Raw genomic sequence first — 14921 nt, 5'->3', positions numbered from 1 at the left:
TACTATTTTGATAGGGTAATAGAAAATATTTTGGTTTTTGTTTGGCTGATTCAAAAATAGTTCAGACATTTGCCTCGTTAAAATAACAAAAACACATGAAATTTACAGTTAACAATATGATGTCTTGTAAGATGCCGGAGTTCTCCGCAGAGACGCTATTGTAATTTTTTTTTCAAAAATATATAAATAGAACCTCTGCAGATTGCGGAGGTTTTTTTTTTGACTACAATTAAAAGCTGTAAGATTTTTTCTAAAACCTAAAAACCTAATTAATCAGTAAAAGAAATGAAGAAAAATGTACTAATCGTTTTAGGTCTTGTGACATTTTCAGGACTTTATGCTCAGGATAATAAGAAAGAGCAGGATAGTTTAAAAAACAATGAACTGTCTGAAGTTACTATTATTGGATCAAGAAGTAAAAACAGAGTAAAAACAGATGTACCAGTTCCGGTTGATGTTTTTAATGTAACTGAAATAACCAAAGGAGCGCCACAAACCAGCGTAACCCAGATTTTAAATTATGTTGCGCCATCTTTTACGAGTAACGCAACTTCGACAGCAGATGCAACAGATCACGTTGATCCTGCACAATTAAGAGGATTAGGACCAGATCAGGTTTTAATTTTAGTAAACGGAAAAAGAAGACATACAAGTTCTCTAGTAAACATAAACGGATCACCAGGAAGAGGATCTGTTGGAACAGATTTAAATGCAATTCCGTCTTTTGCAATTGAGAGAATTGAAGTTTTAAGAGATGGAGCAGCGGCACAATATGGTTCTGATGCGATTGCAGGTGTGATCAATATTGTGTTGAAAAAGAATGCTAATTTTCTAACTGGAGGAATTCAGTACGGAACTAATTTATCTTCAGGTTCAAATAATTTTAAAGGAGGAGCCGACGGACAAACTGTTCAGGTAGATTTAAACTACGGAACTTCTTTAGGAAAACCAGGGAGTTATTTGAATGTTACAGGTAGTGCCGTAACAAGACAAGCGACAAGTAGAGCAGGAATTAGAAGTAACGGAATTTTTAATGCTTATAATGCAGTTGAAAACAGGGCAGCACAAAATGGTGTTGAAATCAACTCTTTATTCAGTAATATTAATACGACTTCAAATTCAGCGCAAATTTTATCATCATTAAAACAATATGCGCCACAAGTAGGTTATTTTACAACGGCACAGCAAAATGCTATTTCGTCTGCAACAACGATTGCACAAATGCAGACCGCTTTGAATTTTGATGTAACGAATAATGAATTGGCTTATAGAGGTCAACAGAGAAGTGATTATAATATGAGTGTCGGTCAGTCAGAACTGGCGTCAGGACAGGCATATTACAATGCTAAATATCCTTTAACGGAAACTACATCTTTGTATTCTTTTGGTGGAGTATCTTATAGAAACGGAGAATCATATGCTTTCAATAGATTACCAAATGGCTCTGGAACTTTCACGCAAGTGTATCAAAACGGATTTTTACCAGAAATAGAATCTAAAATTTTAGATGCTTCTGCCGCAGTTGGTGTAACAACAGAATTGTTCGGATTTGATACTGATTTAAGTACCAATTTAGGAACTAACTCCTTTAATTATGATGTAAACAATACCATTAATGCAACTTTAGGAACCAATTCTCCTTTTAGTTTTGATGCAGGAAAAGTTTCATTTTTGCAAAGTACAACCAATTTAGATTTCAGTAAAAAACTAGATGTTCTTTCTGGATTAAACGTAGCTTTTGGAGGTGAATTTAGATATGAAAATTACCAGATTAAAGCAGGTGAAGAAGCTTCTTACGGATTGTATGATGTAAACGGAGATTTAGTTTCAGGAATTCTTCCAAGTAATTCGCCTTTGATTGTTACAGACTTTTTTGGAAACAAACGCGGAGCAGGAGCACAAGGATTCTCTGGTTTTCAACCTTCAGATGCAAAAGAAAGAGATAGAAAAAGTGGTGCAGCATATGTTGATTTAGAATTGAATGCAACAGAAAAATGGTTGATCAACGGAGCGGCTCGTTATGAAAACTATTCAGACTTTGGAAATACAGTTACTTTCAAATTGGCTTCGCTTTTAAAATTAAATGACAATATCAATTGGAGAATTTCTGGACAAACAGGTTTTAGAGCACCTTCATTACAACAAAGATATTTTGAAGCAAGTTCAACTCAGTTTATAAACGGTTCTCCATATCAAGTTGGCTATTTTACTAATGATTCACAAGCAGCAAAAAGTATTGGAATTGAAAGTTTAAAACCAGAAAAATCAAAAAGCATCAGTACAGGATTTACATTTAAAATTCCTGAAGCCAACATAACTATTGCAACAGATGCTTATTTTACAAGAATCAATGATCGAATTGTACTTTCTGGACAATACTCAAGACCAACCGATGCACAGATTGGAGCTGCGACTTCACCAGAACAGGCAGAAGCATTGACTTTATTTCAACAAGCATTTGATTTAAAAGGAGTGGAAAGAGCTTCGTTCTGGACCAACGGAATTGATTCTGAAACAAAAGGAATTGACTTGGTGATTTCTCAAAAATATGATGTAATTCAGGATTTTGTCATCAGAAATGATTTTGCATTAAGTTTTAATGAAACCAAAAGAGTGGGAGATTTACATGTACCAAAATCGATAGTTGATGCAGGTGGAGATCCTTATATTTATTCATTTTTCCCAGAATCAAGCCGCGTTTATTTAGAAGAAGCAATTCCGAAATTAAAAGCCAATTTAATGACTACTTTCAGTATTAAAAAATTGGATATTTATTTAAGAAACAGCTATTTTGGAAAAGTAACAGATCCAGGGGCGACAGATGTTAACTTGGACGGATTTTCTTCTGTATACGAGCATCCAGAATACAGTGCAAAATTGGTTACCGATTTATCTTTCGGATATCAGATTAACGAGCACTTTAGAGCAACAATAGGTTTTAATAATATAGGAGATGTTTATCCAGATAGAAATAATCCGTCAACTCCTGCATTTACAAACACAACTCCGACATTATCTCCGGCACCGAGTACAGATTTGAGTAATGCGAATCAGTTTGCTTATTCAAGAGCAGTTTCTCAGTTCGGATTAAACGGAAGATTTGGTTTTGCTCGTTTGAGCTTTAAATTCTAATTAATAGAAACTCTTTCAAGCCTTTATTTAAAAGGCTTGAAAGAAATTTTAAAAAAAATAATACAAAATTTCGATTTTTAATTTGGTGGTTTAAAAATATTTACTACTTTTACTCTATAGAAATAGTCGAGTTTAAAAAAATAAGATTAATACAAAATGAAAGCAATAGCAAAAGGAAATATAATGTGTTGTAAAATGATGCAAATGTGCATCCCGCATTGCTGTTGCCAGAAGTGAAAGAGTACAATCTTTGTTATAGTTAAACTATAGCCCTTTTGGTCGCCATCCGAAAGGGCTTTTTTATTTCAATTCATTTAAAATTAAAATCATGAAAACATTAAATTCAATCGCAATAGAATATTTATTGAGAAACAATTCTCAAAACAACAATACTACATCAGAAGAAATCGCAAGAGAAGTGATAAGAATAAACGAGGAGCAAAGTGCGAATCAAAAATCACTGTTACTTCAAATGTATGAACTAGAAGAAGCAGAAGAATTTTTTGCTTAAATCTAAATTCAATTTTAAAAATCAAATTACAATATATAACGTATTAACAATATTAAAAAAACTAAGAAATCATGAGTACACAAAAATTTGCAACCAACGCACTACACGCAGGACACGATGTTACTAAAAATTCAGGAACAAGAGCGGTACCAATTTATCAGACATCATCATACGTATTTAATAACGCCGATCATGCAGCCAATTTATTTGGTCTTGCAGAAGCTGGATTTATTTACACAAGATTGAATAACCCAACAAATGACGTTTTAGAACAGCGACTGGCAGCATTGGAAGGTGGAATTGGAGCGGTTGTAACGGCTTCTGGAGCATCGGCAATTTCTACAACATTATTGACTTTGCTAAAAGCTGGAGATCATATTGTAGCGTCAAACAGTTTGTATGGCGGAACTTACAACCTGCTAAAAGTTACTTTACCACGATTAGGAATCACAACCACTTTTGTTGATCCTTCAAAACCGGAAAATTTCACTAAAGCTGCTAAAGAAAATACGAGAGCGTTTTTTGTGGAATCTCTTGGAAACCCAAAATTAGATGTATTGGATTTAAAAGGAATTTCGGCAGAAGCCAAAGCATTCAAAGTGCCATTTATAGTAGACAATACAGTTGCGACACCTTATTTATTAAACCCAATTAAATATGGTGCCGATATTGTAATTCACTCCTTAACTAAATATATCGCTGGAAACGGAACTTCATTAGGAGGCGTTATCATTGATGCTGGAAACTTTGACTGGGCAAACGGTAAATTTCCTGAATTTACCGAGCCATCTGCAGGATACCACGGATTAGTATATCACGAAGCTTTAGGAAATGCAGCTTTTATAGCGAAAGCCCGAATTGAAGGTCTGCGTGATTTTGGTTCTGCTTTGAGTCCATTTAATGCTTTTCAGATTATTCAAGGGTTAGAAACGCTGCCAATCCGAATTAAGAAACATAGTGAAAATGCTTTGGCTCTGGCCGAATGGTTAGAGAAACAAGATGAGGTAGTTTGGGTAAATTATCCAGGTCTAAAATCAAGTAAATATCATGATTTAGCTAAAGAATATCTACCAGAAGGACAAAGCGGTATTATCACTTTCGGATTAAAAGGAGGTTTTGACGCTGCGAAAAAAGTAGTAGACGATACTAAATTATTCTCTCTGCTGGCTAATATTGGTGATACAAAATCACTGATTATTCACCCAGCAAGTACAACACACCAGCAATTAACAGATGAAGAACAAATAGAAACAGGAGTTTCAAAAGATTTGATTCGTCTTTCTGTAGGAATTGAAGATATCGAAGATTTAATTGCAGATCTACAAGCTGTTTTTGAGAGCATTTCGCTTTCTCAGTTCAGCATCAATAAGAATTAGGTTTTTTTGTTTTTTGTTTGAAAAATTGCCTTTAGCGAGTGGTTTTGCTAAAGGTAATTTTTTATGAAAAACATCTTTATAAAAATTTAAACCATATAAGTCATGTAAGTTCATAAAGATATATTTCTATCTATCTAAATTGTAACAAAAGAATTAAATGAACTTATATCACTTATATGGTTCAAAAAAAAATAGAAATTATGTCAAAGCTTAAAATAAACATTGTCCTTTTCGGAATTGGAAATATCGGAAGCACTTTGATTAATCAGATTATTGAAAGTCAGGAGTTTTTTCTTGAAAGTAGAAATGTCGATTTTCATTTTCCGATTATAACCAATTCGACGGTTGCTTTTTTTGAGAAAGAAGGTGTAGGTTATTCTTGGGAAACCAATTTTAGACAATTGGCGGTTCCTTTTAAAGTGGAAGATATTGTTGAGTTTGCTAAAGAAAATGAATTCGAAAACTTAATTGCGGTAGATGCCACAGCAAGTGACGAATTGGTAAAACATTATAATACGTTGATTGAAAACGGATTTAATATCGTGGCGGTTAACAAAAAAGCCAATACACTTCCGATTGATTTGTATAAAGGACTGAGACAAAATCTGAAAAAATACGACAAAGAATTTCTGTATGAAACCTCGGTCGATACCGGAATTCCAGTTTTGCAGACTTTAAGAGATTTATATTATTCGGGAGAAAAAATCACGAAAATTCGAGGTGTTTTCTCTGATAATTTAAGTTATGTTTTTAATCGATTTTCATCAGAAGAGGTTTCGTTTTCATCGGTTTTAAAAGATGCGAGTCTTTTAGGTTTAATGAAATCTACTTTTAAAGAAGATTTGTCTGGGAATGATACTGCACGAAAGCTTCTAATCTTAGCAAGAGAAATAGGAAAAGATTTTGAACTTTCCGACATTACAATCAAACCATTTATAACAGAAGAGCATTTAGAAAAGAATGGTGTACTAAACAAAGATGCAATCGATAAGGCTTTTAAAATTGCAAAAATAACACAGGCAGAAAATCATGTGTTGCGTTATGTCGGTGAGTTTGATGTAGAAAAAGGAACTCTAGAAGTCAAACTGATTTCGGAACCTGTAGATTCTGCCATTGGACAATTGAAAGGTTCCGACACCATTTTTGAAATTTATACAAAATCGTATGCCAATGTTCCAATTGTAATTCAGAGTGCGCCACCCTGCAAGCAGGCAATTTCGAGAGGAATAATAACTGATATTCTGAAAATTTCGGAAAAGATTAGAGATAAAGAAGCCGTTTGGCTTTAGATTTTCCCGAAAAAAAGAAAAAGATTGCGGTAAAGTTCTTTGATAAACTGATTTGTCAAGCGAAATTTAGAAAGAAAATGATGTTTTTTGTAGGTTTTTTACTCTAATTTTTTTTGTAAGATGTTTTTTGTCGTTAAAAAATACAATTTTAGCGAATTTTGTAATTAAATTCCTGAATTTCATTTGTGTAATAAAAAAAATAGTTGCATATTTGTTGTACCCAAAAACTACTAGAAATCAAATGAACTTAAAAGTCAACAAAATGTTTTGTGCCATTTCGGTTAAGACCGAGGCGGGAGTGTCTATTGCTTAGAAAAATTGTAAGAATACAATAATAATATAGTAAGAGCCTCCTAAAAAATATTTAGGAGGCTTTTTAATTTAATGAAAATGCAGAATTTAAAAACACAATATAAATCACAGATGTATAAATCCTTACAGATGAACAAGATGTTCGCTGTCGCGCTTATTTGCGTGAAGGTCTGTTGATACTAAAAGTATAAATGAGTTTAAAAGCTTAAACCCTTTTGGTATCTAAAAAACCAAAAGGGTTTTTTTATTCTTCTAAACGATTTAACGAAAACATAAAAAATAAATAAAGATTATAAAACGCAAACTGAACTAAAACTTAATATCATGAGCACATTGAACTACTTAGCAGAAAAAATTTCTAAATTGAAAAACAGAAGGACAAAAAACAACAATCCGCCGCCAACAAATGAATTGGCTCATCCAAGATTCGGAATGACAGAGGCAGATAAAAGTACAATCAAAAATGTACCGAATTCTTTATTGTTTTTGATGTATTCAAAAGAAAATGAAACGCTTTTCATCTAAATTGAGAAGTGACATAAACTAGGTTAAAACCTGCTTAATTTTACTGGGCATTTTTGTTCGGTAAATTTTTGCGTATAATAGTTTTTGCTAAAGTAAGTCTCAGAAATTTAACAAACAGTTTTAGAATAAATTTGTTTGTTAGAGAAATTAGTAGTTAATTTGCACCGTTAAGTTCAAACACGTATTGAAATGTTATAAAGAAAGGACGAGGGATTAGACCCGATGAAGCCTTAGCAACCCTTTGGTAAAACGAAGAAGGTGCTACATTCTACCACGCCAAACGTGGAAAGATAACAACAAGATTTTTTCTAGTTAAACCTAGTTTTTCTTTCTAATATTTCCATATACAAATCAATAATACAACAGATTTGAAATTGGAAAATATACCAAATCCCATTATAATTCAAGATTTCATCACAGAAAGTGGTGCAACTTATCATTCTATACCATTAAGTTTTACGTTGGCAGGGCAACCTTTGCACAGCGCACCTATTGTTTTGGTTAATCATGCTTTAACTGGAAATTCGCAAGTTACTGGCGAAAATGGCTGGTGGAATGACTTGATTGGCGAAGGTAAAACCATCGATACTACTGTTTATACCGTTTTGGCCTTTGATATTCCTGGAAATGGAACAAATTCTTTCTTGATCGAAAATTATCTTGATTTTACAGCGAGAGATATTGCGAGAATCTTTATTGAAGGAATTAAAGCTTTACAAATCGAAAAACTTTTTGCGATTATCGGAGGTTCAGTTGGTGGTGGAATTGCTTGGGAAATTTTAGCATTGGCACCAAATATTACAGAAAACCTTATTCCGATTGCGAGCGACTGGAAATCTACTGACTGGCTTATTGCTAATTGCTTTTTGCAAGAGCAGATCTTGAATAATTCTTCAAAACCAATCGAAGATGCAAGAATTCACGCGATGTTGTGTTACCGTTCGCCAGAATCATTCAAAGAAAAATTTCAGCGAACGATCAATCAAGATTTGCTGATTTTTAATATTGAAAGTTGGTTGGCGCATCACGGAAAAAAATTGCAAAAAAGATTCCAATTGTCTTCTTATAAATTAATGAATCAGTTGCTTAAAACAATTGATATTACTAGAAATAGTGAAAGTTTTGAAAACTTAATGTCTCAAACAAAAGCTTCAATTCATATCGTCGGAATCAATTCGGATTTGTTTTTTACAGCAAAAGAAAACGTAGAAACCTACGAAGATTTGAAGAAGTTTAAAAACAATGTTTTCTATAGCGAGATTGTCTCAGTTCACGGACATGACGCTTTTTTAATCGAGTACAAACAATTAGATCATTTACTTGCCGACATTTTTAAGGCAGAAACAATAAAGAAATAAAATGAAAGTATTAAAATTTGGAGGTAAATCATTAGCAAACGGAGAAGGACTTAACAAAGTTGTTTCTATAATTGCTGATAAAGTAAATCAAGGTGAAAAAATTGCCGTTGTAGTTTCTGCACGAGGAAATGCAACAGACGAATTGGAATTTATCTTAAGCATTGCTGCAAAAAATGGCAGCTATAAAGAATTATTGGAAAATTTTAAAAAATATCAAATCTCAGATTATCCACAAGTTGATTTGTCTGAAGAATTTAATGTCTTAGACAAACTTTTTGAAGGCGTAAGCTTGATTGGTGATTATAGCAAAAAAATCAAAGATCAGATTTTGTCTAAAGGAGAATTGCTTTCGGCTAAATTATTGACAGCTATTTTGTTAGAAAAAGGAATTCCAGCCAATTTTGTAGATACAAGAGATTTATTGAAAACCGATTCTAAATTTGGTGATGCACAGCCTTTAGAGCAGCTTTCAAAGAAAAATGTAGTCAATTATTTTAAAGAACATAACGGAGAAACGGTTAATATAGTTACAGGTTTCATTGGATCTAATAACAACAACGACACAACTACTTTAGGTAGAAATGGCAGTAACTATACCGCTTCGTTAATCGCCAATTATTTAAATGCTGAGGAATTACAAAACTTCACGCACGTAGACGGAATCTACACTGCAAATCCTGATTTGGTGGCAGATGCTAAGAAAATCGAATATTTATCGTTTAATGAAGCAAATGAGCTGGCAAATTTTGGCGCAACGATTCTTCATGCCAAAACGATTATTCCTTTGTTAGAAAAGAATATTCCGTTGCGAATTTTAAATACTTTCAACCACGAAAATCGCGGAACTTTAATTACTTCAGATTCTTCTAAAGAAGGAATTAAAACGCTTTCTGTTTTAGAAAATGTTTCTCTTGTAAATCTTGAAGGACGCGGATTACTTGGAAAAGCGGGAGTTGATGCTCGTATTTTTAAAGTAATGGGCGATCATAATATCAGTGTTAGTATCATTTCTCAAGGTTCTTCAGAAAGAGGAATCGGATTGGTGGTTGCAACTGATAAAGCGACAACTGCGGTTGTGGAATTAGAAAAAGAATTCGAAAATGACTTTTATTCTAAAGACGTTAATCAAATTACGGTTACAGATAATGTATCGGTAATTTCGATTATCGGTCAGGATTTGAGTACTTTCCATAAACCTTATACTGCTTTAATTCGAAATAAAATTGTTCCGATTTTATTCAACAACACCGTTACGGGTAAAAACGTGAGTTTGGTTGTGAAGAAATCAGAATTGAATAAAGCTTTAAATGTTATTCACGGAGAAATTTTCGGAGTTTCTAAAAAGATCAATATTGCCATTATCGGCCACGGATTGGTTGGAGGAACTTTGATTAATCAAATCTTGGAATCGTCTGCAGCTATTGAAAATCGTAAAGGTATTAAGTTGAATGTTTTTGCGATTGCCAATTCTAAAAAAGTGCTTTTAAACAAATACGGCGTTACTAATAACTGGAAAAACGAGCTTGAAACAAAAGGCGAAGCGTATACCATTCAGGATATTATAGCTTATGCGAATGAGAATCATTTAGAAAACTTAATTGCAGTAGATAATACAGCAAGTGCAAGTTTTGTAGAAAATTATATTCCACTTGTAGAAAACAGTTTCGACTTGATTTCTTCGAATAAAGTAGCCAATACTTTAAGTTATGGTTTTTATAAAGAATTGAGAAGTGCTTTAGAAGAAAACCAAAAGAATTATTTATACGAAACCAATGTTGGTGCAGGATTGCCGTTAATTGATACTATTAAATTGTTGCATCTTTCAGGTGAAAACATCACTAAAATTAAAGGAGTTTTCTCAGGAACATTGAGTTATTTATTTAATAATTTCTCTGCAAAAGAGGCGCCTTTCAGCGAAATCTTGCAAGAAGCAATTGATAACGGATATACAGAACCAGATCCGCGTGAGGATTTATGTGGAAATGATGTTGGAAGAAAATTATTAATTTTAGCTAGAGAATTAGATTTACAAAATGAGTTTGAAGAAATCTCAATTCAGAATCTAATTCCAGAACATTTACGTGAAGGAAGCGCAGCCGATTTCTTGACGAAATTAAAAGAATTCGATCCAATTTATGCTAAAATAAAAGCAGAACAACAGCCAAATCACGTGTTGAGATACATAGGTGAATTGTCTGGAGATTTGCAGAATGATAAAGGGAATTTAGAAGTAAAATTAGTTTCAGTTCCATCAGACACAGCACTTGGTGGATTAAAAGGATCTGATTCTTTCTTCGAAATTTACACAGAATCGTACGGAGATCGTCCAATTGTTATTCAAGGAGCGGGTGCAGGTTCTGCAGTAACGGCAAGAGGAGTTTTCGGAGATATTTTGAGATTGTCTGATAAAGGATAAAAGCTGTTTTTACGACAAATAGGAAGAAAGAAAAATCTTAACTTTACATTTTAATAATTAAATATAAAGTATGAAAAAGATCTTCATTTTACTATTGTTTTCAAATATTTTGACTGCTCAGATTTCCAATGTTATTAGAAATAAAGACAGTTATACACAGGAAGTTTTTCCTTATAAAGGAGTTAGAGCGATTCAAATAGATGAGGTTAGTTCTGTTGGAAATGAGGATAATGTGTTTATCTTTTCTAAAATTGAAAAGAATGCAATTCCTGACAAAATGTATTTTCAAAGATTTACAAAAGTGAATGGTAAATGGATGGTGAAATCTATTTTAGAAGTAGATCATAATGGAATTATTTCGGCATGGGGAAGCAGAAAAGCCTTTGGAGATTATAATAAAGACAAAAGTGTTGATGCTCTTTTCATTTACGGACTTTATGATGCAGATTTTAAACAGCAGTCAGTTCATTTAATCTTTTCGCAGAAAGATCAATTTTACACCATAGAAGCTAGTGTTTCTGATGATTTTAAAAAAGATAAATTCTCTGATAATTTTAAGTCTTTAGATGCAGAATCTAAAAAACAAGTTTTAGAATATTGGAATAAATTAGATAAAAAAGACAAATAACTAGGAATAAATACCATGAAAGTAACTTTAAACAGAGTAAACGACGCATTTCATTTCAAAGTAAAAAATGAGCGCGGACATATAGTTGACGTTGACAGCAGAGCCGAATTTGGCGGAAGTGATTTAGGTGCAAGTCCAATGGAATTAGTGTTAATGGGAGTTGCAGGATGCAGCGCTATCGATATGATTTCAATTTTGAAAAAACAACGTCAGGAGATCACTTCATTTGATGCTGAGGTTGAAGGACTTCGTGTTCAGGTTGGAGAAGCAAAACCTTTCAAAGAAATCGATGTGGTTTTTTATTTAGAAGGAGAAATTAATCCGGAAAAAGCAAAAAAAGCAGCACAACTTTCTTTTGAGAAATATTGCTCAGTAGCCAAAACGGTTGAACCAACAGCAACGATTAAATACAAAGTGGTTTTAAACAAAGAAGCTTTGTAAAATTGGAAAATGAGTCAATTAGATAATTCTTTTGACTTAACCAATAATAAAATCCACTTCGATTCTTAGCGAAACTCCATGTTTCTGTTTGCGAATCTTTGTGAAATTTTAAAAATAAAATCGAATTTGTGCCAATTAGTGCAATTCGTGTTAAAACAAAAAAACAACACAATGAATACAGAAGAATTTGGTTTTGAAACACAAGCCATTAGAACACATTTAGAAAAAACACAATTTCAAGAACATTCCACTCCTTTGTACCTATCTTCAAGTTTTATATTTGAAGATGCAGAGGATATGAGAGCTTCTTTTACAGAAGAAAAAGTTCGTAATATTTACTCTCGTTTCAGTAATCCAAATACAACAGAATTTGTTGATAAAGTTTGTGCAATGGAAGGTGCAGAAGCAGGTTATGCATTTGCAACAGGAATGGCTGCAATCTATTCTACGTTTGCCGCATTATTAGAATCAGGTGATCATATTGTTTCGGCTGGAAGTGTTTTTGGGTCAACGCATGCTTTGTTCATGACATATTTCCCAAAATGGAAAATTGAAACTTCTTATTTTGATATCAATCAACCAGAAACAATTGAAAGTTTCATTAAACCAAACACTAAAATTCTTTATGCAGAAACGCCTACAAATCCTGGTGTAGATGTAATTGATTTGGAATTGTTGGGGCAAATTGCAAAAAAACACAATCTGATTTTAATCATAGATAACTGTTTTGCAACACCATATATTCAACAGCCTATAAAATATGGAGCGCATATTGTTGTTCATTCAGCAACAAAATTAATGGACGGACAAGGTCGAGTTTTGGGAGGAGTTGCAGTTGGAGAAGCAGAATTGATTCGTAAAATATATTTGTTTTCAAGAAATACAGGCCCAGCAATGTCGCCGTTTAATGCATGGGTTTTGTCAAAAAGTTTAGAAACTTTGGCAGTTCGCGTAGACAAGCATTGTGAAAATGCTTTAAAAGTGGCTGAATTTTTAGAAAGTCATCCGAATGTGCAAAGCGTGAAATATCCTTTCTTGAAATCGCATCCAAAATATGAAATTGCCAAAAAACAAATGCGTTTAGGTGGTAATATCATTGCGATCGAAATTAAAGGTGGTCTTGAAGCTGGAAGGAAATTTTTAGACAAGATTAAATTATGTTCGCTTTCTGCAAATATTGGCGATGTAAAAACAATTGTTACACATCCAGCTTCTACAACACACAGCAAATTATCTGAAGAAGATCAATTGGCAGTAGGAATCACGCAAGGTTTGGTTCGTGTTTCTGTAGGCTTAGAAACTGTTGAAGATGTAATTGCAGATTTAAAACAAGCATTAGCTTAATTATATATTTCAATTTTCGATTTAATAAGACGATTTTTGATAGTATTGTTTACTATTGAAAATCGTCTTTTTTATGCTTCAAAAACAAGGTGTTTTTTAAATAAGATAGATTAAGTAGAATTTAGATGTTATTCTCATTTAAAAAGTCTATTTTTGTTGCAGAATAATATGAAGCTTGTTTATTTTAGGAATAATCTAAAATCTGCAATCTACAATCTAAAATCTAGAGATGCTTTCAAAGAAAACAAAATACGGAATAAAAGCTTTAACCTATTTAGCGCGAAGAGAGAATAATGAACCGGTACAAATAGCTGAAATAGCAAAAAGCGAACATATTTCAATCAAATTTCTAGAAAGTATTTTGTTGTTGCTTAGAAACTCAGGTTTTCTTGGTGCAAAAAAAGGAAAAGGTGGCGGTTATTATTTAATTAAAGATCCGAAAGATATTAGCATGGCAAAAGTCTATCGAATTTTAGAAGGGCCAATTGCGTTGCTACCTTGTGCGAGTCATAATTTTTACGAAAGATGCGATGACTGCGATGATGAAACAACTTGTGCAGCAAGACGTTTAATGACAGAAGTTCGTGATAATACACTTAAAATATTAGAAAGTAATTCTTTAGCAGATATTGCATTCTAAAAAAAATAAACCATATAAGTCATATAAGTTCATTTAATCAAGCTTTGCGCAGTCTAAAATGAACTTATATGACTTATATGGTTTAAAAATTTATATCAAAATATCAATTTATATCCAGCCATGAAAAGCATTACGGCAATTGCATTTCTAAGGAATTGATCTGGCACTTTTCCACTTAACATACTTCCCATATAGATTCCAGGAAGCGATCCCATTAATAACTGACCCAATAATCCTAGGTCTAAATTTCCCATTGAAGCATGACCAAGACCTGCAACTAAAGTTAAGGGCACAGCGTGCGCAATTTCGGTTCCAACCAAACGAGGAGTTGGTAAAAGCGGATAAAGGAAAAATAAAGTTACTGTTCCTAGTGCTCCCGCTCCAATAGAAGTTAAAGTTACGGTTGCTCCTAATAAAACTCCAATTCCAATTGTCAGCATATTTTGAGTGGTACTTTCATTGTGGAATTTATCTCCTGCGTGTTTTTGAGAAAAATTCAAAAGCTTCTTTTTGAATATAATGGCTACCGAAGTAAACAGCAAAGCCCAGCCTAAACTTTGTTTAATAACAGTATTTATTGTTTCAACATCAGTTTTAATGCTGTTTAAAATCCATAAAGTTGCAAGAGCTGCGGGAACACTTCCTAGAGTCAGCCAGCCTGTAATTTTCCAATTGATATTTCCTTTTTTGTTGTGAACAAATACTCCTCCGGCTTTTGTAAATGCGGCATAAAGCAAATCGGTTCCAACGGCTTTTGTTGGTGGAATACCAAAATACAATAAAATTGGAGTCATTAAAGAACCTCCACCTACACCAGTTAACCCAACAATAAATCCAACTACTAAACCTGCTATTACAAGACCAATCTGAAAATCCATGAAAAAATATTTGGCGCTAAAATAATAACAATTTTATAATTATCCTATAGATTTGGTAGAGATTAAATGCT

The 14921-nt window shown here is 33.1% G+C and carries 12 protein-coding genes and 1 riboswitch; of the genes, 11 read left to right on the top strand and 1 reads right to left on the bottom strand.

Annotated features, from left to right (window positions below):
• Positions 1-285: 285 nt before the first annotated feature.
• The 11 genes from NQQ59_RS12625 (at position 286) to NQQ59_RS12575 (ending at position 13972) form a co-directional block, all read left to right on the top strand.
• Entirely contained in the window at positions 286-3132 is a 2847-nt protein-coding gene (locus tag NQQ59_RS12625) for a TonB-dependent receptor plug domain-containing protein (protein WP_144215618.1), read from the top strand.
• A gap of 328 nt (positions 3133-3460) precedes the next feature.
• Positions 3461-3643 (top strand): hypothetical protein, encoded by a 183-nt coding sequence (locus NQQ59_RS12620; protein WP_144215617.1) that lies wholly within the window; start codon positions 3461-3463, stop codon positions 3641-3643.
• A gap of 71 nt (positions 3644-3714) precedes the next feature.
• Positions 3715-5019 (top strand): O-acetylhomoserine aminocarboxypropyltransferase/cysteine synthase family protein, encoded by a 1305-nt coding sequence (locus NQQ59_RS12615; protein WP_144215616.1) that lies wholly within the window; start codon positions 3715-3717, stop codon positions 5017-5019.
• A 200-nt stretch (positions 5020-5219) separates the two neighbouring features.
• The gene (locus NQQ59_RS12610) at positions 5220-6308 is read left to right on the top strand and encodes a homoserine dehydrogenase family protein (protein WP_144215615.1); all 1089 of its coding nucleotides are present in this window, start codon (positions 5220-5222) and stop codon (positions 6306-6308) included.
• A gap of 636 nt (positions 6309-6944) precedes the next feature.
• On the top strand, positions 6945-7145 hold the full coding sequence (locus NQQ59_RS12605) for a hypothetical protein (RefSeq protein WP_144215614.1): 201 nt from the start codon (positions 6945-6947) through the stop codon (positions 7143-7145).
• Positions 7146-7334: 189 nt separating this feature from the next.
• A riboswitch (SAM riboswitch) is annotated at positions 7335-7442 on the top strand.
• Between the two features lie 77 nt (positions 7443-7519).
• Positions 7520-8503 carry an alpha/beta fold hydrolase gene (locus tag NQQ59_RS25370; RefSeq protein ID WP_257698251.1) on the top strand — a complete coding sequence of 328 codons (984 nt, stop codon included), beginning with the start codon at positions 7520-7522 and terminating at the stop codon, positions 8501-8503.
• Between the two features lies 1 nt (position 8504).
• Complete coding sequence (gene thrA, locus NQQ59_RS12595; protein ID WP_144215612.1) at positions 8505-10919, top strand: bifunctional aspartate kinase/homoserine dehydrogenase I; 2415 nt, start codon at positions 8505-8507, stop codon at positions 10917-10919.
• A 70-nt stretch (positions 10920-10989) separates the two neighbouring features.
• Positions 10990-11547 carry a hypothetical protein gene (locus NQQ59_RS12590; RefSeq protein WP_144215611.1) on the top strand — a complete coding sequence of 186 codons (558 nt, stop codon included), beginning with the start codon at positions 10990-10992 and terminating at the stop codon, positions 11545-11547.
• Positions 11548-11562: 15 nt separating this feature from the next.
• Positions 11563-11988, top strand: a complete 426-nt coding sequence (locus NQQ59_RS12585) for an OsmC family protein (protein WP_144215610.1) — start codon at positions 11563-11565, stop codon at positions 11986-11988.
• A gap of 171 nt (positions 11989-12159) precedes the next feature.
• Positions 12160-13332 carry a trans-sulfuration enzyme family protein gene (locus tag NQQ59_RS12580; RefSeq protein ID WP_144215609.1) on the top strand — a complete coding sequence of 391 codons (1173 nt, stop codon included), beginning with the start codon at positions 12160-12162 and terminating at the stop codon, positions 13330-13332.
• 229 nt (positions 13333-13561) lie between these two features.
• Positions 13562-13972: an RrF2 family transcriptional regulator gene (locus NQQ59_RS12575; RefSeq protein ID WP_125722103.1), complete on the top strand. Its 411-nt coding sequence runs from the start codon at positions 13562-13564 to the stop codon at positions 13970-13972.
• Between the two features lie 95 nt (positions 13973-14067).
• On the opposite strand, the gene NQQ59_RS12570 is transcribed toward NQQ59_RS12575, so the two are convergent.
• A complete protein-coding gene (locus NQQ59_RS12570) occupies positions 14068-14850 on the bottom strand; it encodes a sulfite exporter TauE/SafE family protein (protein WP_144215608.1) in 783 nt (260 codons plus the stop codon).
• Positions 14851-14921: the final 71 nt, after the last annotated feature.

Origin of the sequence: Flavobacterium panacis (genome assembly GCF_024649945.1) — a bacterium.
Classification (GTDB): Bacteria; Bacteroidota; Bacteroidia; order Flavobacteriales; family Flavobacteriaceae; genus Flavobacterium; species Flavobacterium panacis.
Note: the sequence above shows the minus strand (reverse complement) of the source record. Positions and strands in the feature narration are given on the sequence as shown.

Bases quoted from the DNA above. Each gene is read 5' to 3' on its own strand.
- NQQ59_RS12625 (WP_144215618.1), top strand. From the start codon at position 286: ATGAAGAAAAATGTACTAATCGTTTTAGGTCTTGTGACATTTTCAGGA.
- NQQ59_RS12620 (WP_144215617.1), top strand. From the start codon at position 3,461: ATGAAAACATTAAATTCAATCGCAATAGAATATTTATTGAGAAACAAT.
- NQQ59_RS12615 (WP_144215616.1), top strand. From the start codon at position 3,715: ATGAGTACACAAAAATTTGCAACCAACGCACTACACGCAGGACACGAT.
- NQQ59_RS12610 (WP_144215615.1), top strand. From the start codon at position 5,220: ATGTCAAAGCTTAAAATAAACATTGTCCTTTTCGGAATTGGAAATATC.
- NQQ59_RS12605 (WP_144215614.1), top strand. From the start codon at position 6,945: ATGAGCACATTGAACTACTTAGCAGAAAAAATTTCTAAATTGAAAAAC.
- thrA (WP_144215612.1), top strand. From the start codon at position 8,505: ATGAAAGTATTAAAATTTGGAGGTAAATCATTAGCAAACGGAGAAGGA.
- NQQ59_RS12590 (WP_144215611.1), top strand. From the start codon at position 10,990: ATGAAAAAGATCTTCATTTTACTATTGTTTTCAAATATTTTGACTGCT.
- NQQ59_RS12585 (WP_144215610.1), top strand. From the start codon at position 11,563: ATGAAAGTAACTTTAAACAGAGTAAACGACGCATTTCATTTCAAAGTA.
- NQQ59_RS12580 (WP_144215609.1), top strand. From the start codon at position 12,160: ATGAATACAGAAGAATTTGGTTTTGAAACACAAGCCATTAGAACACAT.
- NQQ59_RS12575 (WP_125722103.1), top strand. From the start codon at position 13,562: ATGCTTTCAAAGAAAACAAAATACGGAATAAAAGCTTTAACCTATTTA.
- NQQ59_RS12570 (WP_144215608.1), bottom strand. From the start codon at position 14,850: ATGGATTTTCAGATTGGTCTTGTAATAGCAGGTTTAGTAGTTGGATTT.